The sequence below is a fragment of the Bifidobacterium anseris genome (assembly GCF_002860345.1).
GTDB lineage: Bacteria > Actinomycetota > Actinomycetes > Actinomycetales > Bifidobacteriaceae > Bifidobacterium > Bifidobacterium anseris.
Map to the genome: position 1 here is coordinate 710,076 of NZ_NMYC01000001.1, position 23,724 is coordinate 733,799.

At 64.4% G+C, this 23,724-nt stretch carries 12 protein-coding genes, 2 pseudogenes and 2 riboswitches; of the genes and pseudogenes, 10 read left to right on the forward strand and 4 right to left on the reverse strand.

From position 1 onward, the window contains the following. The first annotated feature begins 135 nt into the window (after positions 1-135). The 7 genes and pseudogenes from CGZ88_RS03010 to CGZ88_RS03040 form a co-directional block, all read left to right on the forward strand. Entirely contained in the window at positions 136-774 is a 639-nt protein-coding gene (locus CGZ88_RS03010; RefSeq protein WP_026644392.1) for a DUF3043 domain-containing protein, read from the forward strand. Positions 775-1,616: 842 nt separating this feature from the next. Beyond that, positions 1,617-3,098, forward strand: coding sequence for a dihydrolipoyl dehydrogenase family protein (locus CGZ88_RS03015; protein WP_026644393.1), 1,482 nt, complete (start codon positions 1,617-1,619; stop codon positions 3,096-3,098). 425 nt (positions 3,099-3,523) lie between these two features. Continuing rightward, positions 3,524-4,312 carry a DUF4191 domain-containing protein gene (locus CGZ88_RS03020; protein WP_026644394.1) on the forward strand — a complete coding sequence of 263 codons (789 nt, stop codon included), beginning with the start codon at positions 3,524-3,526 and terminating at the stop codon, positions 4,310-4,312. Positions 4,313-5,112: 800 nt separating this feature from the next. Beyond that, the gene (gene glnA / locus CGZ88_RS03025) at positions 5,113-6,549 is read left to right on the forward strand and encodes a type I glutamate--ammonia ligase (RefSeq protein ID WP_026644395.1); all 1,437 of its coding nucleotides are present in this window, start codon (positions 5,113-5,115) and stop codon (positions 6,547-6,549) included. A 363-nt stretch (positions 6,550-6,912) separates the two neighbouring features. Next, a riboswitch (TPP riboswitch) is annotated at positions 6,913-7,020 on the forward strand. A gap of 48 nt (positions 7,021-7,068) precedes the next feature. Beyond that, positions 7,069-7,674: an ECF transporter S component gene (locus CGZ88_RS03030; RefSeq protein ID WP_051198265.1), complete on the forward strand. Its 606-nt coding sequence runs from the start codon at positions 7,069-7,071 to the stop codon at positions 7,672-7,674. Between the two features lie 265 nt (positions 7,675-7,939). Next, positions 7,940-8,044: pseudogene (locus CGZ88_RS09230) on the forward strand (iron-sulfur cluster assembly protein); the annotation flags it as partial. Positions 8,045-8,398: 354 nt separating this feature from the next. Further along, positions 8,399-9,406, forward strand: a pseudogene (locus tag CGZ88_RS03040) (Mrp/NBP35 family ATP-binding protein); the annotation flags it as partial. Positions 9,407-9,666: 260 nt separating this feature from the next. Here the strand turns inward: CGZ88_RS03040 and ligA are convergent. After that, positions 9,667-12,264 (reverse strand): NAD-dependent DNA ligase LigA, encoded by a 2,598-nt coding sequence (gene ligA, locus CGZ88_RS03045; RefSeq protein ID WP_243390041.1) that lies wholly within the window; start codon positions 12,262-12,264, stop codon positions 9,667-9,669. Positions 12,265-12,382: 118 nt separating this feature from the next. Then, on the reverse strand, positions 12,383-15,901 hold the full coding sequence (locus CGZ88_RS03050; protein ID WP_133120881.1) for a tetratricopeptide repeat protein: 3,519 nt from the start codon (positions 15,899-15,901) through the stop codon (positions 12,383-12,385). Positions 15,902-15,956: 55 nt separating this feature from the next. Between CGZ88_RS03050 and CGZ88_RS03055 the strand changes: the two genes are divergently transcribed. Together CGZ88_RS03055 and CGZ88_RS03060 are read left to right on the forward strand one after the other, a co-directional pair. Then, on the forward strand, positions 15,957-18,125 hold the full coding sequence (locus tag CGZ88_RS03055) for a hypothetical protein (RefSeq protein ID WP_133120882.1): 2,169 nt from the start codon (positions 15,957-15,959) through the stop codon (positions 18,123-18,125). Positions 18,126-18,746: 621 nt separating this feature from the next. After that, the gene (locus CGZ88_RS03060; RefSeq protein ID WP_026644398.1) at positions 18,747-19,553 is read left to right on the forward strand and encodes an ATP-binding cassette domain-containing protein; all 807 of its coding nucleotides are present in this window, start codon (positions 18,747-18,749) and stop codon (positions 19,551-19,553) included. Here CGZ88_RS03060 and CGZ88_RS03065 read toward each other — a convergent pair. Continuing rightward, the gene (locus tag CGZ88_RS03065) at positions 19,532-20,962 is read right to left on the reverse strand and encodes a pyridoxal phosphate-dependent aminotransferase (RefSeq protein ID WP_034523290.1); all 1,431 of its coding nucleotides are present in this window, start codon (positions 20,960-20,962) and stop codon (positions 19,532-19,534) included. The two genes, CGZ88_RS03060 and CGZ88_RS03065, sit on opposite strands and share 22 nt — an antisense overlap. Positions 20,963-21,446: 484 nt before the next feature. Continuing rightward, positions 21,447-22,226, reverse strand: coding sequence for a polyphosphate--glucose phosphotransferase (gene ppgK / locus CGZ88_RS03075; protein WP_026644400.1), 780 nt, complete (start codon positions 22,224-22,226; stop codon positions 21,447-21,449). 330 nt (positions 22,227-22,556) lie between these two features. Beyond that, a riboswitch (FMN riboswitch) is annotated at positions 22,557-22,702 on the forward strand. Positions 22,703-23,122: 420 nt separating this feature from the next. Here ppgK and CGZ88_RS09085 point away from each other — a divergent pair. Next, positions 23,123-23,701, forward strand: coding sequence for an ECF transporter S component (locus tag CGZ88_RS09085; protein WP_026644401.1), 579 nt, complete (start codon positions 23,123-23,125; stop codon positions 23,699-23,701). The last annotated feature ends 23 nt before the right edge of the window (positions 23,702-23,724 follow it).

Genomic DNA, 23,724 nt, shown 5'->3' on the forward strand with positions numbered 1-23,724 from the left:
CATCGACGCTCCTGACGCTTACGGGTCGTATGTTTCGATTGTCGATTGTAGGCGGCTTCACCGTTCCGCGCCATGTCCTGTGCCGAGGGCGGCGGCGTGGCCTCGGCGTCGATGTCTTCACGTACGCTCGGCTTCATGGCAGTGAACAAGAAGGACGAAGGCAACGAAGGACAGGTCGCGCGCAACGCGCACGGCGAGAACGCGCAGCTCAAGGATGAACAGGGCGGCAAGGGACGTCCGACGCCGAAACGCAAGGAGGCGCAGGCGAAGAACATCCGACCGCTCGTGCCGAAGGACAGCGCCGCACAGCGCAAGGCGGCGAAGCAACGCATGCGTGAACGCGAAAACCGCGAATACGAGGCGATGCGCACCGGCGACCTGCAGAACATGCCAAAGGCCGAACGCCTCCCCTGGCGCGTCTATGTGCGCGACTATGTGGACGCCCGATTCAACATCGGCGAGTTCTTCATCCCCGTCGCGCTCGTCATCCTCGTGCTGTCCGTCATCGTCACGGCCTTCGCCAGGCAGATCCCGTACAGCATCCAAATCACGCTGATCCTGATGACGCTCCTGTACGTGTATCTGTTCGCGATCATCATCGACGTCGTCGTGATGTGGCGCAAACTCAAGAAACTGCTCATCGCCAAATACGGCGAGCAGGCCGTCGCCAAGGGCATGCGCACCGGATCCTATGCGTGGAGCCGCGCGATCCAGCTGCGCCGCTGGCGTCTGCCGAAGCCGCGTTACAAGAAGCGCGGCCACTGGCCCAAGTAAATCGTACGCAAACGCGATGCGCGGGGCGGTAGGGAGTCAACGATTCCCCGCCACCCCGCGCATTTTGTTGTTCGGGTGGTCGCGTGACCGCGTCGTGTCGCGCGCTCTCGCTGCGTCGCATGTTACGGGCAGCACCGTTCTCTTACGGGCAGCTCTTTCGTTACGGGCAGCGTTCTTCGTTACGGGAGGCGCCCTCTTACGGGACGCATCATTCTTACGGGAAGCACCTTCGTTACGGGCGCCATCTCGTTACGGGCAGCATCTTCGTTAGCGGTAGCACTCGAACTCTGCCGTCACTCTCCTTCTCCTCGCAGGCCGCGTGCTCCCGCTTGATCGATATGGGAAGTATCCCTCCCGTACACATAATCATGACCTCCCGTAGCCACATCGACGATCGCGATCACGATGAGCGCGATCGCCACGACTGCCCATAAGCGCGACGCCTGCTTCGTGCGTCGGTGATGCTCTGCACATCGGAAACGTGGAATCAGTACAACGACTGCCTGTAAGCCCAAACGATCACCCTCAGAAACGAGGACTGCCCGTAACTACCCGTAACAACGACAGCTACCCGTAAGCGTGAACAGCGCCTACCTGTAACGAAACGGCCACCCATAACGATGATGCCTACCTGTAGCAACGACGACCACCCGTAAGCACGAACAACGATGACAGCTACCCGTAAGACAAGCACCTACCCGTAACGACGATGACAACAGCTACCCGTAACAACAGCCGCCGCCCGTACGCCGCAGGGCGTCGCAGCGCGGCGGCCTTTGCGTCGCATGCATTACAATGGTTGCCGGTCCATCGGTAGTACACCGCAGCTTTCTGGAGGCATCGTGGCATCCCAACATTTCGACATCGCAATCATCGGCGCCGGACCCGGCGGCTATTCCGCCGCCCTGCGCGCAGCCGAACTCGGCAAATCGGTCGTCATGATCGAACGTGACGAGACGCTCGGCGGCACCTGCCTCAACCGCGGATGCATCCCGTCGAAGGCGCTCATCACCGCCACCCGGACGCTCGACGCGCTCGCACACGGCGAGACGATGGGCATCGTCTCCAAACTCGAGGAGATCGATTTTGGACGCCTGCGCGACTATCGCGAACACACCGTCGCGACGCTCGTCGACGGACTGCGCGCGCTCATCGAATACCGCGGCATCACCGTCTACCGCGGCGACGCGTCGCTGGGCGCCGACCGCCATGTGCGCGTCGTACCCTCCGCCGGCCAGGAGCATGTGCGCAGATTCACGAAAAACGGCGGCTTCGACGAGATCACCGGCGACCTCGACATCACGGCCGACGACATCGTGCTCGCTACCGGCTCGCGCCCACGTGACCTTCCCGGCACGACATACCACGGCGCGATCGTCGATTCGACGGCCGCGTTGTCGCTCAACACGTTCCCCCACAGCGCGGTCATCATCGGCTCCGGCGCCGTCGCGCTCGAGTTCGCGTCGATTTGGAACAGCGCGGGCAGCGACGTGACGCTGCTCATCCGCAAGGACAACGTGCTGTCGAAAAGCGACCGCCGCGCCGCGCTCGCATTGTCACGCGAACTCAAACGACGCGGCATCAACATCATCCGCGATGCGCACGTTCGCAGTGTCGATACCGGCGTCAACCTCGGCGCGACCGTGCACTACACGCTCGGCGATGACGACGAGGAGCGTACGATCTGCGCGGAGATCGCACTCGGCGCGATCGGCCGCGCGCCGAACACGGATGAGCCGTGGTTCGCCGACTGCGGCGTCGCGCTCGACGACGCCGGCATGGTCGTCATCGATGAATACGGTCGCACGAACCTCGACCATGTCTGGGCGTTGGGTGACATCACCGCCGGCCACGCGCTCGCGCACCGCGCCTTCGCGCAGGGTCTCGTCATCGCCGAGACGATCGGCGGACTCAAGGCGCGGCCGGTGAACGAGGACGCGATCGCGAACATCGTGTTCAGCTCGCCGGAGTTCGCCACCGTCGGACTCACGCTACGGGATGCGCAGGCGGACGCACGCTACACCGACGTCAGGGAGACCGTGTTCCCGGTGATGTCGAATCCGCGCATGGTCATGAACGCCACCGGCGGCTCCTTCTCGATCGTCAGTGGCCGCGACACGTCCGGCGACGACACCGAGTATGTGCTCGGCGTACACATCGTGGCACCGGATGCGAGCGACATGATCGCCGAAGCCCAGCAGATCATCGCCAATCGCATTCCGCTGCACGAGGCGGCCGACGCGATCCATCCGCATCCGACCTTCAGCGAGATGCTCGGCGAGACGCTGCTCAAGGCCGACGGCCGCCCGCTGCACACCCGCTGACGCCGCAGTTTCTTCGATTTCCCAGCGGGGTGACGCCGTCCACACGACGACGTCACCCCCTTTTTTCGTAACTCTGTCGCGCCCGCGCATCCCTTACGGGTTGTACACGCTTACTCTTACGGGCAGCGCACTTCTTACGGGCGGCACCCTCCTACGGGCAGCACACACTTATGGGCAGCGCACTTCTTACGGGCAGCACATCTCCGTCCTCTCGCATCTCTTATCGGTAGCACGCCACACTTCTTACAGGCAGCGCACTCCCTCGCCGCCCACCGAACAATTCACGAGAACCGCGGTCACGCTTATCGGCGGCATCGATGTAACACAAGAGGGGATGGTCAACTGATAGAGTATGGAACCATTGCAACAGCACGCATCCGATAGCGTTCGAAAAATGTTCGCAAAGTAATTAGGAGAGGCGATACATGGCATCGAAGGACGAGCAGCCGAAGAAGAAAAAGCGCGGCATGTTCAGCCAGATCAAGCAGATCTACCAGTTCACGCATAGAGAGGACAAGGCGCTGCCGTGGATCGTCGGCGGCGTGTTCGCGGTTCCGATCGTCATCGGGCTGGTCTGCGGATTCGTGTTCCACTGGGGATGGTTCGGGTGGATCAGTTGGATGATCCTCGCCGCCGTCACCGGCTTGCTGTTCGCCACAATCGTGCTCACGCGCCGCGCGGACGCCGTCGGCTTCAAGCAGCTCGAGGGTCAGCCGGGCGCGGCAATCAGCGTCCTCGGCAACATGAAAAGGGCCGGCTATGACTTCCCGCAGGAACCGGTGTGGGTCGACCCGCGCTCGCATGACGCGATCTGGCGCGGCACCGGCTATCAGGGCATCTATCTGATCGGCGAGGGCGACTACGGCCGCGTCATGCGCGCGATGGACCGCCAGGAGAAGATGATCAAAGGCGTGACCGCCGGTTCGCAGATCCCGATCTACCGCATCTGCGTCGGCACCGGCCCCAAGCAGGTGCGTCTCAAGGATCTGCGCAACGTCATCCTTAAGAAGCGCACGTACATCCCGAACACGAGCTCCAACAAGCTCGTGCGCACGGTGAAGAAGCGCCGTCGTTTTGTGATGACGAAGGATCAGCTGATCACGCTTAACGAACGCCTGCATACGCTGCAGCGCAAGAGCAGCATGGGCGTTCCCAAGGGCATTGACCCGATGCGCATGCAGAAGGTCAGCAAGCGCGCGATGCGTGGACGCTGATTCTCGTCGTCTAAACTGTTCGGGACCGGTTTCGCCGGTCCCTTTTTCTTTGTCTATATTTTGTTCACCTGTATTTGTTCGCTGTGATTGATCCGTCCGCGAGCGCAGCCGACGTCATCTGCACGACTCTTCTGTGACCTTCCGCATCGTCATTGCATAGTCGATGCATAATCAACGATTGCGCAAAAGAGGGAGGCTGCCCGTAAGCAACGGGCGCCCGTAAAGAGACGACCCCCGTAAGGAGACGACAGTTCGTAGCAATTGCGGCACGTAAGCGATCGCTACCCATAACACTCGCTACCTGTAACGACTGTCTCCCGTAACGAACATTTTCCTTACGGGTAGCACCGAGGCATACGCCACCCGTAAGAGATCGATCACCGTATGCATGGACAACCGTCATCACTTCCGATGATCACGACCACCCGTAATGAAAATGAATAGTGTTGTCCGCACGAACAAGCCGACGACGACTGCCCGTAACGACTGCCACCCATATGAATGACCCCCGCAACAACCGCTACCCGTAACGATTGCGGCCCGTAGGAACGACCACCCGTAAGAAGAACGACCACTGCCCGTAAGAACGGCAACGGCATCACGATGTCCACATTGTGCGCAGGGGCATGATGGCGGCGGTGCGTCCTCCGTGACGCGGCATCGCCGTCGTTTCAACGTTTCCGACGTGCCGACGATTGCGCTCTTACCGCCCGAAACATATTCGTAACTCAAACTTCGAGTGAGCGAAACGCTGCGACCTATGCTGATACCCGTAACCACTTATTGAAAGGAGCGGTCCCGTGACCACACTCGAAACCAAGGAAGACGCCGAGGCCCTGATCAATCAGGAAGGCATTGAATATGTCTCCGTTCGCTTCACCGATCTGATTGGTGTTCAGCAGCACTTCACGGTCCCTGCCAGCGAATTCCTCAATGACGCATTCGACGAGGGCATGCCGTTCGACGGTTCCTCCATCGAAGGCTTCCAGGCCATCAACGAGTCCGATATGAAGCTCGTCCCGGACATCACGACCGCCTACGTCGATCCGTTCCGCAAGCACAAGACGCTCAACGTCGCGTTCTCGATCGTCGATCCGCTGACCGATGAGCCGTATTCGCGCGATCCGCGTCAGGTCGCGGCGAAGGCCGAGGCCTATCTGAAGTCGACTGGCATCGCCGACACCGCCTCCTTCGCTCCGGAAGCCGAGTTCTTCATCTTCGACAAGGTCCGTTTCGGCAACGACATGCGCGGCTCCTTCTACGAGGTCGACTCCATCGAAGCCCCGTGGAACTCCGGTCTCGACGTCGAAGAGGACGGCACGCCGAACATCGGCTTCAAGAACCGCGTCAAGCGCGGCTACTTCCCGGTCCCGCCGATCGACCACACGCAGGATCTGCGCGACGACATGGTCTCCAACCTGCAGAAGGTTGGCCTCATCCTCGAACGCGCGCATCATGAGGTCGCCGGCGCCGGCCAGCAGGAGATTAACTATCGCTTCAACTCGCTGCAGCACGCGGGCGACGACCTGATGAAGTACAAGTACGTCGTCCACGAGACGGCCGCGCTCGCCGGCAAGGCCGCGACCTTCATGCCGAAACCGATCGCGGGCGACAACGGTACCGGCATGCACTGCCATCAGTCGCTGTGGAAGGACGGCAAGCCGCTGTTCTACGATGAGAAGAACTACGGCGGACTGTCCGACATGGCCCGTTGGTACATCGGCGGCCTGATCAAGCACTCCTCGTCGGTGCTCGCGTTCACGAACCCGTCGCTCAACTCGTATCACCGTCTCGTCCCGGGCTTCGAGGCGCCGGTCAACCTCGTCTACTCCGCGCGCAACCGCTCCGCCGCGATCCGTATCCCGCTCGCGGGCACGTCGCCGGCCGCCAAGCGCATCGAGTTCCGTGCTCCGGATCCGTCGTGCAACCCGTTCCTCGCGTTCTCCGCGCAGCTCATGGCGGGCCTCGACGGCATCCTCAACCACATCGAGCCGCCGGAGCCGGTCGACAAGGATCTCTATGAGCTTCCTCCGGAGGAGCATGCCGGCATCAAGCAGGTGCCGTCGTCGCTCGCCGAGGCGCTCGACGCCCTCGAGGAGGATCACGACTTCCTGACCGCCGGCGACGTCTTCACCGAAGACCTCATCGAGACCTGGATCGACCTCAAGCGTGGCGAGATCGATCAGGCCCGCCTGCAGCCGACCCCGCTCGAGTACGAGCTCTACTTCCACATCTGATTCCTTAGGAATCCGATAAAAACGGATGGCATTCACGCAATGCCATCCGTTTTTTCATTGCCCTCCTCCGACGCCCCGCCCATCCCCATCGTCTCCCCATCCCTATCGTCTCGCCCGCCACCTCTTACGGGTAGTACATCCCCTTATGGGCGGTGCATCCCCTTACGGGCAGCACCTCCTTCTTATCTTATGGGCGGCACGTCCTTCTACAGGTGGTATGTCTCTTACAGGCAGCACTGCTTACCGGCAGCACTGCTTACAGGGTGCATCTCTCCTCCACTTTCCTCACTCTCCTAATCCGTCCACGCTGCATCATCGTCATCGCGTTATCGACCGACCAAAATACATGCCCTCTGCTTTACTGGATACTGACACGGGGGCTTGCCAGGCAGGCTGAGAGGAAGCGTGAGCTTCGACCGCATGAACGTGAATCGGGTAATGCCGACGCACGGACGTCTCTTTCCCCGTGCCTTCCACCATATGAATTTCCATATGACTATGACAAGGAAAGGCACTCCCATGACCGATACCGAAATCAATGCCTCCCGCATCCCGTACGCGTCACGCCGATGGCGCGTCGTCGATCTGGTGACCGCCACCGCCATCGCCGCCGCGTCCGGCCTCATCTTCTGGGTGTGGGATTTCGTCTGCACGGCACCGCTGGCGCTGTTCGGCGCGCTCACCCCCGGTTTCGAAGGCATCCTCAACGCGTTCTGGCTGTTCGCAGGCCCGCTTGCGGCCATCATCATCCGCAAACCTGGCGCAGCGTTGTATGCGGAGACCGTCGCGGCGATGCTCGAACTGCTGCTCGGCAACCAATGGGGAGCAGGCGGCTCCCTCGTCGTCGGCATCATGCAGGGGCTCGGCGCCGAACTCGGCTTCGCGCTGCTCGCCTACAGGGTGTGGAATCTGGCGAGCACGATGCTTTCCGGCGCTTTGGCCGGTCTCGGTTGCGGCATCTACTACTGGATCACGAATCCAGGCTGGGGCACGCTGCGCGCGAGCGTCTATCTGGGCACGTCGGTGGTCTCCGGCGCGCTCATCGCGGGCGGCTTGGGCTGGGCGCTCTACCGAATGCTGCTGAAGACCGGCGCGCTCGACCATTTCGTATCCGGACGTCGATGACAATCGACTGCAACCCGTAGTCGTCGGGCGCATGTGCCTGCGATGCTTACGGGTTGCATATCGGTGACGCGTCCCTTCTTCGAAACCGAAATGATGCGTCTGCGCGGGCGTTGCGATCCGCCGTTTCCGGATCGCGACGCCCGTTGCCGTTTCGTTCGCCTCTGGCGCGCCGCCTGCGCATGCAATACAGTGGGTCGTTGTTCGACCCTGACGACAATTTGCCTCGGGTCCTTTTCCCATTCATGCAGAAAGGCATCGAAATCGAATGAGCGATGAGACGACGATCATTGAACACGCCGTGCTGGAACGTTTGGATCACGTCATCGACCCCGAATTGGGTCGTTCCGTGACGCAATTGGGAATGATCGCCAACATCACCGTCATTCCGACTTCCGGCGCCGCGTCCCCCGACGCTACCGATGACGTTTCCCCCCATGCTACCGGTAGCGCCTCCTCCATGCTTACGGGCGGCACTCCCAACGCCGCTGCCCGTAACGCCGCCGACACCGACGTTGATCTTACGGGTAGCACCGACGACCCTGCCACCCGTAACGACGCTGCCCGTAGTAGTAGTGCCACCCGTAACGATGTCGACGATGCTGCTACCGGTAGCAGTGCTACCCGTAACGATGACGATGACGATGCTACCGGTAGCAGTGCCGCCCGTAGTGATGTCGACGATGCTACCCATAGCGGTGACGACACCGCCGCACGCGGGCGCGCGTATGACGTGGTCGTCGAGGTCGAGTTGACGGTGCCTGGCTGCCCGTTGTCCGAGCAGATCGCCGCGCAGATCGAGCAGGCGGTGCGCAGCTACCCGTACGCACGGCTCACGCCACGCATCAACGTCGGCACGATGGCCGACGAAAAACTGCAAGCGCTCGTCAGCGACCTCAAGGCCGCACGCCGCGAGAACCCGTTCAACAAACCCGGCATCAAGACGCGCATCTTCGCGATTGCCTCCGGCAAGGGCGGCGTCGGCAAATCGTCGATCTCAGCGAATCTCGCAGCCACCTTCGCCGCACTTGGCTATGACACTGCGGCGATCGACGCCGACATCTACGGCTTCTCGCTGCCGCGCCTCTTCGGCGTGCACAGCCAGCCGACGAATCTCAACGGCATGCTGATGCCGGTCACGTCGTGGGGCGTCAAACTCATGTCGATCGGCATGTTCGCTGGCTCCGACCGCGCGATCCTGTGGCGCGGCCCCCGCCTGCAGCGTTCCCTCGAACAGTTTCTCGCCGACGTGTGGTGGGGCGAGCCGGACGTGCTCATCCTCGATCTGGCGCCCGGTACCGGCGACATGGCGATCTCCGTCGCGCAGGCGCTGCCGAACGCCGAACTCGTCGTCGTCACGACGCCGCAGCCTTCCGCCTCCGACATCGCCGTGCGATCCGGACTCGTCGCGCTGCAGGTGCCGATGCACGTGCGCGGCGTCGTCGAGAACATGAGCTATTTCGACTATGCCGGCGAACGTCTCGAAATCTTCGGCGCCGGCGGCGGTGAACGCGTCAGCGAACAGCTGTCACGCGCACTCGGCCACGACGTGCCGCTGCTCGCACGGCTGCCACTCGATCCACGCATCCGCGAGATCGGCGAAAGCGAAGGACGCCCCGCCGTGCTCAACGAGGACGGCACGCTGCGCGACGACGACTTCGGCGACACCTTCGTCCGCCTCGCGCGCACACTCATCGACGACGTACCACCGACGTCGGCCGCCGATAAGCGCTGACGTTTCCTCGATGTTGTGACAGTGTCATGTCGTCGTCGACGTCGTCACAATCTGCGCTAACGTCATCGTGACGTGATGACGCCATCTTCATGATGATGTCGCGTCGTCACGACTCTCGTCAGCGGCGTCGTGACGTCACGACGTCATCATGACACCATCATAACGCCGCCACATCGCCGCCAATCCGCGCTGATGTTTCCGCGACCCTCACTGCCACAGTCACCACGCCACAGTCACCGTGCCGCCGTCGCCAATCCGCGTCACGCCTCGGCGGACACGCTGCGTTCGTTGGCGTGCGTCTGCTTGACGCCCGCGACGGTGCCGGTGGCGAGCAGTTCGTCGAACTGCCGTTCGTCGATCATCGGAATGCCGAGCGCCTCGGCCTTGGCCGCCTTCGAACCCGCATTCGCGCCGACAACGACCCAATCCGTCTTCTTGCTGACCGATCCAGCGGCGCGACCGCCGCGTTCCATGATCGCCTCCTTCGCCGAATCGCGCGAATAGGTCTCCAACGAGCCGGTCACGACGACGGTCTGTCCGGCGAGCGTCTGCGGCAGGTCGCTCCTATCCGCCTCCATGCCGACGCCGGCCTTCTTCCATGCGGCGAGCACCTTGCCGCGCCAGCTCGTAGGATCCTTCGCCTGGGCGAACCAGTCGACGACCGATTCGGCGATCTCGGGGCCGATGCCGTCGATCTGCATGAGCTCGTCGGCGGTCGCGTCGCCGATCGCGTCGAGTGTGCCGAAATGCTGTGCGATGAGACGCGCGGTCGGCGGTCCGAGCCGGCGGATCGACAATGCGACGAGCACGCGGTCGAGGTCGGTGTGCTTGGCCTTGTCGACCTCGTCGAGCATCTTGCGGGTCGTCTCCGTCGGGCAGATGTAGATGTCGCGGCCGCTGCGCTCGTCGACGCCGACGACGACGCCGTCGGAGGGCACGGGCTTCGCGTCGCTCGCCTTCGTCGGCGTCGTCCAGAACGCCGGCACGCGGTGCCACAATCCCGATCCTCCGATGCGTTTGCGCACCTTGCGCCGCCTGCCGTCCTCGATTTTCTCGCTCACCTCGATGATCGGCGCCTCGCGCCACACGAACACGTCCTTGAGATGGCGCGCGTCGAGGTCGAACACATCCGCCTCGCTCGACAGCACCGGCTGCTGCACCTGAGGCAATCCTAGCCCTTCGGGGGCTATGTACGGCTCGGGCTCCTCGCCCGGCCGCACGCGCAGTTCCATGACGTTGGGCGCGTACGCCTCGATCGAGGCCGGTCGGTTGTCCTCCGGGTTCGTCAGCGAGATCGCGCTCTGCTCGCCCAGATGCTCGATGTCGAAGGCCTTGCGCGAGGCGAGGTTGATGATGCGTTCCGTCAGCTGCGCCGGGCACGATTCGGCGTTCGGGCACCGCAGGTCCTTGTCGCCCTCTTTCATCGGACGCAGCAACGTGCCGCACGACGGGCAGTGCGTCGGCATGTGGAACTCGCGCAGCTGCCCTTCGCGTCCCTTGCGGCGCGCGAGCACGGGGCCGACGAGTTCGGGGATGACGTCGCCCGCCTTGCGCACGACGACGACGTCGCCGATCAGGATGCCCTTGCGCTTGACCTCATAGCCGTTGTGCAGCGTCGTGCGCGAGACCGTCGAACCGGCCACGTAGACGGGTTTGAGGATCGCGACCGGCGTGACGCGGCCGGTTCGTCCGACCTGCACGACGATGTCGAGCAGCTCGGTGTTCACCTCCTCGGGCGGGTACTTGTAGGCGATCGCCCAGCGCGGCGCGCGCGACGTGGCGCCCAGACGCCGCTGCAGGGCGAGGTCGTCGACCTTGACGACGATGCCGTCGAGCGCATGTTCGATGTCGTAGCGGTGCTCGCCGTAGTATTCGATCATCTCGATGATCTCGTCGAAGTTCGTCACCTCGCGTGTGTGCGGCGAGACCGGCACGCCCCACCGCTGATACAGCGCGTACGCCTCGGACTGGTCGTGCACTTCGTCGGCGACGTCGACAGGCTTGCCCGGCCCCCAGACGAGTTCGCCCAGGCCATGCGCGTAGAAGCTTAGATGCCTGCTCGCCGTGATGCGCGGATCCTTCTGGCGCAGCGAACCGGCTGCGGCGTTGCGCGGATTGGCGAACGGCGCCTTGCCTTCGTCCTCCTGGCGTTCGTTGAGCGCATGGAAGTCGTCCCAGCGCATGAACACCTCGCCGCGGATCTCCACGAGTTCGGGGATGTCGCCTTCGGGGCCGCCGAGCGTCGCGGGGATTGTCTGGAACGTGCGCACGTTCATCGTGATGTCCTCGCCGGTCACGCCGTCGCCGCGCGTCAGGCCCTGCGTGAGCACGCCGTTGCGGTAGATGAGGTTGAGCGCGAGCCCGTCGATCTTGATCTCGCAGGTCATCGGCAGCGGCTTGCCCTCGGGCCAGTCGAGCGCCGCGCGCACGCCGTCGTACCAGGCGCGCAGCTCCTCGTAGGAGAACACGTCGTCGAGGCTCATCATGCGCGACGGATGGCGCACCGAGGCGAACTCGTTCGAGAACGTGCCGCCCACGCGCCGCGTCGGCGAGGACGGTGAATCAAGCTGCGGGAACGCCGCCTCGAGCCGCTGCAGGCAGCGCATGCGCGCGTCGTAGGCGGCGTCGGAGGACACCGGCGCGTCGTCCACGTAGTAGGCCATCTGGTCGGTTTCCACCCATGCTGCGAGCCGCGCCCACAGCCGCGCCGCCTGTTCGGCGCTCAGGGCGTCCACGTCGAGGTCGTCGAGGTCCATCGCGTCGTTGTCGTCGTATCGAAGCGCGTCGATCCACTCGTCCGAGCCGATGACGTCCTTCGCCTCCTTCGCGTCCTCGCCGCCGCCAACTGCTGCCTGCATGTGCCGCACCTTTCCGTCCATGTCTTCCGGCCGTCCGCGCCCGGCGCGCCGAACCGTCCGGCCCTTTCCCAATATATCGGCCGCACGACGCCGACCCGCCGCCGATGCGGCGAAAACCTTACGCGTTGAGCGAGCGCAGGAACTGTATCTGCACGATGTCCGTGTCGTCGCCGACGAGACGCATCGCGGCCACGGCGAGCGTGCGCGCCGGGACGAACATCGCACGGTCGACGCACATGCGCGCCGCGTCGAGCACGATTGGCACGACCTCGGTGCGCGGCCACACCGGCACGTCGTGTGCCTCGAGCGTGTCCATCGCCTCCTGCAGCGTCAACGGCAGGCGGATGCACTGCGACTGCGCGCGCGCCCTCACCTCGTTCATCTCGGTCGTCCGCGTCGCCGTGTCGTCGCCGATCGCCCCGCTGAGCATGTATGCGGCGTAGGCGACGTCGAACTCGTCGTGCATCCACGCGGCCTGCGCGAGACGGTAGTAGGCGTAGGCGGCGTCGGATCGGTCGAGCGAGACGCGCAGCACGTTCAGGCATGCCGCCCTCGCCGAATCCCAGTCCTCGTTCTGCGCGAGCTGCACGGCGAGCTTGAGATGCGTGAGCGCGTAGGACGGTGCATAGGCGACGAGCGCGTTGAGATGCCTGAGCGCGGCGCCGGGCCCGTCGAACTGTGCGAGCGCGTCGGCGAGTTCGAGATGCGCGTAGAACAACGTGTCCGGAATGAGCACGGTGCGTTCGTCCGGCAGCGCGAACAGACGGTTGTAGACGACGCGATCGGCGTACGAGTTGAAGTAGCGCGGCACGCCGTCGATGTCGCGATACACGTCGTCGAGGGCGTCGACGACGCGTTCGACGCCCTCGAGCGCCTGCTTGGGCTGTCCGGCGAAGAAGAGGTCGCGCGCCTTAAGCCGCGCGTCATCGAGGTCCTTCAGCAGCGTCGACGTGAAGTCGGGCGTGTCGTCGCCGTCGATGAGCGCGGACGTGATGTCGGTGGCGTGCGCAAGCAGTTCGGGGTCGCCGATCCGTTCGATGACGTCCATCGCCTGCTGCGCCTTCGTCGCCGACGACATGCTCGTGTCGGCGGCGAGCGTGTGGAAGCGGCCCAGCGCGTTGCTGATGAGATCGTCGCGTTGGATCGCCAGACCGAAGGTGTCGTCGGCGCCGAGCACGTGCGCCGCGCCCGGGTCGAGCCTCCTGTCGTGCTCCTCGGGGGCGTCCTGCGCGCCCTGCTGCGAGAAGCGCGCGTCCGAGATCGAGAATCCCGGATCCACCGTCCTCAGTCCCCCGTCGTCGTCGAACGCGAGCGCCGCGTCGAACATCCGATAAGTGCCGACCGGATCGGCCAAGCCGTCCTTCTCCAGTCGTTCGAGGAACGCGGCGCGCGTGAAGACGACCGTCGTCAGCGTGCGCATCGTCGGCCCCTGCCGCAGTCTTTCGATCGCGTCGTCGCCAAAGCCCGCGCCCGCGCCCGCGGACGTCGCGGTGCACGCGCCGCCGGAGCCGTCCGCCGTCTGCGCCGTCTCCTCGTGCTCGTCGTGTGCATTGTGCGCTGCGTCGTGCGTCGCGTCGAAAGGCGGCGCGTCGTCGGCGTGTTCGTCGTGATTGATGTCGTCGAAGGCGAAGGCGACCTCGTCGATGCCGCCGCCGCGCATCAGCGCGTCGAAGTCCTCGTCGCCGTCGCTGCCCCCATTTTCGTCGCGCGCGACGTCCATCGACGGCACGGCGGGCGGCGTCATGATGCGCGTCGGATTGCCGTGGCGGTCGCCGTCCTTCGGCCCCGACTTGCCGCCGAAATGGTCGGCGTCGGCGTCGCCGAGGCGTTCGAATGCGCTGAGCGCGTCGTTGATCGTCGAATGGATGACGTCGTCCTGTTCGGCGATCGCCTCCTCGAGGCCGGGCGACTCGATGCGTATCGCCACCTCGTCGATTCGCGCGTCAACGCCGAACATGAGTGCCGCGAGCATGACACCGACGCGCAGGTTGTAGCGTGCGCTCATCCGTGCGCGCCACGCGTCGTCGGTCGGCGTCCAGCACCGACGTGTCGCGTCGTAGACGCCGCGCGGCATGAGCGCCGGACCGGCCACCGTGAACGCGAGCGCGGCGGTGCTGCCTTCGAGGTTGAGTCTGAAGTCGCAGTCGAAACGATACGGCAGCCGCATCGAACGGATGAGCCGTGCGAGCGACTGACGCACGACCCATTCGCCGTGCCGACCGTCGCCGATGCCGTCTGCATGCGCGACGTCGTCATCAATATTGACATCATCGATATCGATGCCAGCGCCGCCGACGTCAGCAGCGTCATCATCGTCGTCGTTCGCGTCGCGCAGATCCTCGGCGAACAACGCGCCGGCGGCCGCGCGCCGTTCGCGCACCGGGTCCGGATGCTGCATCGCGATCGCCTGCGCCGTCAGCTCGGCGAGGGCGACGAAGTCGTTCACGACGCCGAAGTCGGCGTCGTCAGGGTCGATGTCACGCGACGAGTCGAAGGCGATAAGCGCCGGATTCTCAAGGAACGTGCGGTCGACGAGCGCGACCTGCGCCGCCGTCGCCGTGTCCTCGGTCGGCCGCGAGCCGCGCGCCGCGTTCCCGTCGAGCCATGCACGCAAAGCGGCGACGCGGTTGAGCGCGCCTTCGATCTTGAGCGACGTGAGCGCGGCGTCGAAAGGCATCGGCATGTCCCACGTCAGGAAATAGTTGCCCGAGTACGGCGAACGCAGCGTGTGCATCGGCTCGGCGCCGTGGTCGGGCAGCAGTCCCGGCACGTCGTCGAGCGCGCCGGATTCGCGCATGAGCCTCATCGCGTACTCCTCGAGTCCCGACACACGCATGCCGAGCATCCTCGTTTCCTCCTCGTCGCGCACGCTCATGCGGATCGCGCTCAATGGTGCCTGCCGCGACAGACGCCACGCCAGGTCGGCGGCGCCGAAGGGGATGAGACGGCCGCGCAGCCGCGGCTGCAGATAATCGGCGAAGAAGGCGACGGTCACGGCGTCGCGGTAGCCGAGCCCGGTGCGCAGCGCGTCGGGCAGGTCGGCGCGCATCGATTCGAGCGTGTAGCCGGCGGAGGCCTTCGTCCATCGTCCCACGGCGACGCCGTCGGGCTCATCGAACGCGACGACGACGCCGCGACGCACGCCGCCGCGACGCACGGACGCGTCGTCCGCTTCGAGCACGAGTCGCGGTTCGAGCGACTGCAGGTCGGCGCGCGGCTCGCCGGTCGCGAACACGCGACCGCGGTCGTCGGCGAGCGCGAGCTGCACGAAACGGTCATGACGGACGAACAATCCGATAGCGAAGGTGCGCGTGCCGGGGATCTGCAGCCAGCCGGGCGTCGCGTCGTGACGTTCCATCGGGAATCCGTCGAACATGCGGCGGCGTGCGAAGGCGCCGACGCGGTAGGTCTGCGCGTCCGGCGGCACATCGTCGCTCCAGCGGAACATCGTGCGCAGCGACCTCAGCGCGCGTGCGAGCGACGGCGGCAGCACGTCGCCGTCCGCGCCGGCATGCGCATGCGCGCGTGTGCGGGTGTGCGCGTCGTCCGTCGCCGTCGTCTCGATGGGTGCCGTGTCCCCGCGGCCGCGGCCTTCCATCCGTCCCCGTCCTGTGCGCGCTGCGTGCCGTTGTCTCATACGACTAATGTACAACGTGCCCACCGATACCCATGGTGCCGTTAGAATAATGGCTGTGATTTCCCGCTGTCTCCCCCGGCCGCGCCGATGGCGCATCCTGCGTTCGGCGCTCGTCGCGCTCGCGCTCATCCTCATCGCCGAATGCGTCGTGTGCAATCTCGCGCATTGGCGTTCGATCGGCGCGTCCACCGACTCCGCGTCCGCCTCCAACGCGCTCGGGCAGGGACTGTCGCGCACCGCGCAGGGACTGCTCGAAGTGCGCGACCCCGCCGGCGCCTACGTCGAGGTGAAGGCGGACGGCAGCAGCGACTACTGGCGCGCCGACGCGACGCCGGCGACGCATGTGCAGGCGGTGCGCGACGGCGCACGCGGCGACGACGTCGTCTCCACCGTCCATCTGCGGCTGGCGACGCGCGCCGGCGACGGCTGGGACATGGACTCCCCCGGCGTCGTCGTCTCGCCGGCGACACCGTCGGCGCTGCTGTTCCGCGCACCGGCGCGTGGACTCGTGCGCGTCTGGATCGAGGAGCCGCGAGGCACGCTCGTCCCGATCGAGAACTTCCGCGCGAACGTGCGCGTCCCCTTCGTCTTCGACTGGGCGCGCGTCGCGACGATGGCCGTGGCGGCCGCGCTCGTCATCCTGCTGCTGCCGTCGACCGGCCTGTGGAGCATCGCGCTGGATGTCTCGAACCGACGGCAGCGGCTCGTCTTCGCGTTCGCCGCCGGCGCGCTCGGCGTCTACGTCGTCGCGCGCAGCGTCATGATCATCGGCTACGCGCATCCGCTCGTCTTCCACAGGGACGGCGGCTACACCTTCGACTTCGATCAGTACGGACACCTCGCCGACGCGCTGCTGCACGGACGCGGCTCGCTCGACCTTCCCGTCCCCGACGCGCTCGCCCGCGCCGACGACCCCTACGACGCCGGCGCACGCGCGCGCATGCTCACCGACGGCGTGACGCCAATCTACTGGGACTACGCGTTCCACGATGGCCGATGGTACTCCTATTTCGGCGTGCTGCCCGCGCTCGTGCTGTTCGCGCCGTTTCGCATCGTCACCTCGTGGTTCACGCCGGGCGGCCTCATGCTGCCAACGACCTGCGCGCAGCTGTGGCTGATGGCCGGCGTCACCATCGTCGCCTGCCTGCTCGTCATCCGCCTGCTCACGCTCGTCGCGCCACGCACGTCGCTCGCCGCCGTCATGCTGCTGTGCGTCGCGACGATGCTCGGCGCGAACCTGCCGTATCTGTGGTTCCGCACGAACTTCTACTCGATCCCCTTCTCCTCGGGTCTGCTGCTCGCGATGCTCGGCCTGTGGCTGTGGCTCGGCGCCGTACGCGTGCGTGACGACGGTGGTGACGACAGCGACGGCAGCGCTGGCGGTAGCGGCAGCGCCGGGCGCACGCTGCGGATCGTTTCGATGCCACATGTCGCGTGGGGCGCGCTGTGCATCGCGGCGACGATCGGCTGCCGTCCGACCTTCACGTTCACGGCGCTGTTCGCGCTGCCGCTGTTCCTGCCCGAACTGCGGCGCGCGGTGCGAACGCGAGCGCGCGGACGCATCGCGCGTCTCGCCGCCGCGCTGCTGCTGCCCGCGATCGTCGCGGCGACGCCGATCCTCGTCTACAACCAGCTGCGCTTCACGTCTCCCTTCGACTTCGGCAACGCCTACCAGCTCACCGTCACCGACATGACGCGTTTTCACACGCCCGCCGGCAACATGCCGCTGACGGTCCTGTATTATCTGTTCCTGCCGCCGCGTTTCACCGGCACGTTCCCGTTCCTCGCGTTGTCGCCGACGCCGCTGCCGAGCTGGTCGTTCACCGAGCCGTGCGTCGCCGGCCTGTTCGCGCTGATGCCGCTTGCGCTGTGTGCGTTCGCGTTGCCGTGGCCGGCGGTGCGTCGCCGATGTGGCGTCTGGTGGCCGACGCTCGTCACGGCGCTCGCGCTCGCGATTGCCCTCGTCGTCTTCGATGCCTTCGTCGGAGGCCTCGGTTGGCGTTACATCGCCGATTTCGGATGGCTGTTCATGGTGGCCGCCGTGCCCGTCGTCGCCTTGACGATGCGTCGATGGCCGTGGACGCGCGCACTCGTCACAATCGTCGTGTGTGCGTCGCTCCTGCTCGCCGTAGCATCCTGCTTCGTCATCGGCCGCGACGACATGCTCCTTACCAACGACCCAGCCCTCTTCCACCAAGTGCGCACCTGGTTCCCCCTCCTGTAAGCCCGTACTCCTGTAATCCCCGCTACCGGTAGCCCCCACTGTTACGGGCAGCACCTTGTTACGGGCAGCACCACTTGTTACGGGTAGCACCACTTGTTACGGTTAGCACTCGGCGCTATAGGCAGCATCACTTGTTACAGGCAGCACCACTCTGCCACCGGTAGCGGTAGCGCTACCGGTACGGGCAGCATTCGTCGTTACCGGCAGCACTCATCTCTATAGGCAGCATCTATCGTTACGAGTAGTACCTATTGCTATGGGTCGCATCACTGTTACAGGCAGCACCACTGCCGCAGTTCGGCACTCGCGTTACCGACGCACCCGCATTACGGGCGACATCGTCACTGCCAGTAACAAACAGCGCCTGCTACCGGTAGCAGGCCCTACGGGCAGCACTTCTTCGTCACCGGTGGCGCTTCATGCCGCTACCCGTAAGGACGTTCGCTGCCCATAAGATCATCCACTGCCCATAAGACCACCTGCTACCTGTAAGAACGTCCACTACCCGTACAATCACTCGCTACTGATACGACCATCCGCTACCCGTACACGAATGTGCTGCCCGTAAACGCCGGCAGACGGATATGCTGGCACATGGAGGCGCATGGATACAATGGCCCTATGAGCGTTTTCGATTCGTTGTTCCACTCCCGCCGCCACCAGACACCGGCCACGACCGTCGACATCGCGATGCACGGCGCCGGCTACGTCTACTCGGACGGCGCCGTCGGCTGCGAACCCACCGACCTGCGCATCGCGCACGACGGCGGCAACGTGGCCGTCATCGGACTCAATGGCGCCGGCAAATCGACGCTCATCCGAATGATCGGCGCACAGGAGTCGCCGACGTCCGGCGTCGTCGACTACATCATCGACGGCGAGCCGCGCGACCTGTCACGGCGTGCGGACCGTCCGGTCATCGCCTCGGCGGTCGGCTATGTCGACCTCGAGCATGTGCGCAGCCATTTTCAACGTGCGAAATCACTCGAGGACGCGCTCGACGGCTATCTCGAACGCCACCATGTGCCGCCGGCCGAACGCGCCGCCCGCATCGGCGACCTGCTCGCCGCCTTCGATCTGAGCGAAGTGCGCCATATGCATCTCGACACGCTCGACGGCGAACGTCTGCATCTGCTCGCGATGGCCGTCGCCTGCTGCCATCTGCCGGCGATGCTCGTCGCCGACGAACCGACGCGCGGCCTCGACGAAATCAGTTCGGCGCATGTCGCGCAACGGCTGTTCCGCTACGGCAAGCCGGTCGTGTTCACGACGCACGACGTCGAACTCATCGCCGACGAACGCTATGAAATACGGCGCGTGCTCGTCATGGACGAGGCGCACATCGTGTTCGACGGCGACCCGAAGCACGCGACCGATTTCTACACGCAGCTCATCCGCAGCAAATATCAGTCGATGTCGAGCCGCTGACGCACCGCGTCGAGCACGGTCGCGACGTTGCACGCGAACTGCGGCGCTTCAGGCAGCAGCGAAATCGCAAGGTAGCCGTTCGACGTCATATCGAAGAAATACCCCGGCTGTCCGCTTGTGCACATGTTGTCGATCATCGACAGAACGAGATCGTTCTCATCGATGACGCCGGGAAAACGCAGCAGCACGTTCCAGCCGCCCTCGGCGCGCAGCACGTCGACAACACCGAGATCGTCCTCGTCGAGCATCCGGTGCAACGTCGCCAGGTTCGCACGAATGCGCGCGCCGACGGCGTCGAGTTGCTGCGGCGCCTCGCGCAGCATCGCCGGTATGCGGTTGGCGACGATCTCGCTCATCGGCAGGAAATCATCGGCGATGATGTCGAGTCGCCGCCGTGCCTCGCGCACATCGTCCGCGGGGCCGGACACGCGAATCCATCCCACCTTCGCGTGCGGCGCGGCCAACGTCTTCGAAAAACCGTCGAGCGCAAACGTGAGCACGCGCGGCTCGCCGGAAAGTCGACGGTTGCCGTCGAACGGCTCCAACGGGTAGTCGAAGAACACCTCGTCGGCGATGATCGCGATTCCGTACCGGATGCACAACGCGACGAGCGCCTCACGCTCGGCCGGCTTGATGTACGATCCGGTCGGATTGTTCGGGTTGATGACGACAATCGCACGGATGCGCCGTTCGGTATCCTCGGCGAGCATCCGTTTGATCTGCGGGATGTCGATGAACCACGAGCCGTCGAAGCGCAGCTGGTAGAAGCGCGCCTCGACGCATTCGAGCCGGGCGATCGATTCGATGAGCGGATACCCTGGCTTCGGCGCGAGCACTGCGTCGCCGGCGTCGCACAACAGTTTCATCAGCCACGCATACGCCTGCGACGTCGAACTGAGCAGATAGACATCATCAGCCTCCGCCGTGCCGTTATCGGCAGCAGCGTCGTTACTGGCGGCACTCACCCGCATATCGTTATCGGCAGCAGCATTCGCGCTCACGTTATCGGCAGCAGCATTGTTATCGGCAGCGCCATCGCTACGGGCAGCACCCCCGATTCCCTCTCCTCTATATATAAGGTCATCCGCATGCGCATGCGTACGGGTGGCACTCTCGACGGTGCCGCCCATAGCGACGTGCGCGGCGACCGATTCGTCGGAGGCGTCAGCCGCATCCGGAACGTAAGGCTCGACGGTCGCGTTGATGTACTCGGCGATCGCCTCACGCGCGTAGCGCTGTCCGCGCGGCTCGGCGGCATAGACCGCCGATAGCGACGACGGCGCCAGGCCATGCCTCGTCGGATTCGAATCATTGAGCGCGAGCGGCCGTATCCCCTGCGCCTTCAACGCGGCTTCGGCCTTCGCGATCGGATTTGGCTCGTCGATGTCTACTCTCTGGGAAAAACGCACGTCTCCAATCTACGCGCACCTCCACATCTTCGTATCTTTGTTCGATTTCCAACGACCTTACGCAAGCAGCAGCCATCCGCCGCCCGTAGCGACTGCCACCCGTAATGACTGCCCGTAAGAGACGACTGCTCGTAACGACTGCCCGTAAGCAACGACTACCCGTAGGCAACAACTACCCGTAACAACGAGATCACGCTCACTACGTCTCTGCAACAACGACTACCCATAACGATGACTGCCTGTAAAAAACAACGTCCCGTACCAACGGGCGTTCACAACAACGACCGCCCGTAAGCAACGACGACCGATCGCACTAACGATCGCTCGCGAAGAGACGACTACCCGTAAGCGACAACCACCCGTAACCACCATCATCATTGATATCGGGTCGCCCATGACGAAGGGCGGCCGTCGGAGTGTTCGCTCCGGCGACCGCCCTCATGACGGTTCGGCGTCGTGTGCGACGCCTCACGCGCATGCCGAATCAGTCAGCGTTCTTCTGCATCTTCGTGCTCGCGTAGTACGCGGCGCCGATGATGCCGGCCTCGTTGTGCAGCTTCGCGGCGACGATCGGCGTCTTGATATCGATATACGGCAGGAACTTCTCCGAGACGCGGCTCACGCCACCACCGACAACGAACAGCTGCGGGCTGAAGTACAGCTCCATCAGGCTGTAGTACTTCGTCAGGCGCTTCGCCCACTTCTTGTAACCCATGTCGAGCTTTTCGCGCACCGAGGAAGCCGCGTACTTCTCGGCGTCACCCTTGCCCTTCGGCAACTGGATGTGGCCGAGCTCGGTGTTCGGGATGAGCACGCCGTCGTAGATGAGCGCGGTGCCGATGCCGGTGCCGAGCGTCGTCGCGATGACGAGACCCTCCTGGCCGGCCGCCGCGCCGAAGCGCTGCTCGGCGACGCCGGCGGCGTCCGCGTCGTTGACGACGGTCACCGGACGGCCGCAGGCCTCCGAGAAGACCTCGGTGACGTCGACGCCGATCCACGACTGGTCGAGATTGGCCATGTAGTCGAGCTTCTGTCCAGGCTTGACCGGCGCCGGGAACGCGATGCCGACCGGAACATCCTCGGGCACCTCGAAGTGCTCGAGCTGCTGGCGGACGATGTCGCCGACCGCCTTCGGGGTCGAATGTTCCGGAGTGAGAATCTTCAGACGCGGCTCCGCGAATTCGCCCTTCTCCAGATTGACCGGCGCAGCCTTGATGCCCGATCCTCCAATGTCCACGCCGAACGCCTGTGCGGTCTCAATCATCGTCAACCTTCCTTACCGTTTCCAGGGGTGTCACCCAGTGATTCACCATCTCGGGCCCGTCCGCGGATGCGTCATGCGTCCGTGGATGACGGCCTTACTACATGATATATTAGTTCAACCAGTAAACATTCGTGTTTTGCAAACTATCCACATTATGAAACGGTGTTTTCTGATAACGATTGCCATGTTGCGTTTCCTCGCGCTCCCGCATCGCACAAGGGTTTCCCTGACCATCGTTTTCCCGATGACGTCCCGTCCGACGCCGTTTTCAGACGCGTCCGTCACCGCCGACGACGTCCGTTTATCCCGACCTGCGTATACAGATAGAGAACGTAGTTTCAGGGAAGGTGCAATTCCTTACTGGCGGTAGCGCCGCGCATCCGATGCGCCCACGGCGAAGCCCGCAACCCGCGAAAGCGGTGGATTCGGTCGGATTCCGAAGCCAACGGTGACAGTCCGGATGGAAGAAACGGAGCTCTGCGATGAGCACGATCAACGATGCCCTCATGCCCGCATCCAACCAGCCGACCGACGGTGAACACCCAGCAACCGACGGCGCCACGAATCCAACGTCCCCCACTGCTACCGGTAGCGCATCCGCTACGGGCAGCACTGCGACCGCTACCGGTAACGCTGCCACTACCGATAAGGCATCTGCTACCGGTAGTGCCATCTCTGCCGATACCGCCGACGCCAACATCACTCCTATCGGCAGCACCTCCGACGCCGCTGCCGATAACACGTCTGTTACCGGTAGCGCTGCGACTACCGATAAGGCATCTGCTACCGGTAGCACAGTAAGCGATGTATCTGCCACCGGTAGTGACACCTCTGCCAACGCCAACGTCACCGCTACCGGCAGCACCACCGCGTTCTCCACGCATTCCACGCGCGCGTTGCGCGATCATCGTCCCGACGACGCGCATTCGACCGGCGTCGGCGACGCAGGACGCTGGTCCACACGCCGCATCGCGATGTACGCGCTGTTCGTCGCGCTTGCGATGGCCGTCAGCTTCCTCGAATTCCCGCTCATGCCCGCGGCTCCATGGCTCAAATACGACCCCTCCGGCGTCGTCTGCCTCGTCGCCGGTTTCGCCTTCGGCCCATCGGCGGCCGCGATCGTGAGCGTTCTCGGTTTCCTCCCCCACCTCTTCACGAATCCGTGGGGCACTCTGATGGCGGTGCTCGTCGCCCTCGCCCTTTCGGTGCCCGCCGCCCTCATCTACCGTCGCCGTCGCACGCGCGCGTCGGCGCTCGTCGGCATCCTCGTCGGCGCACTGATCGCGCTCGCAGTCGCAATCGGCGCGAATCTTGTCATCACGCCGATGTACGCGTACATGTCGATGGCCGACGTCGCGAAGCTCATCGTTCCGGTGCTGCTGCCGTTCAACCTCATCAAGTTCGCGCTCAACGGCGTCATCACGTTCCTGATCTACAAGCCGATCTCCACGCTGCTCAACCGGGGTCAGCGGTGACGGCCGCCCCTCGCACCGTCGTC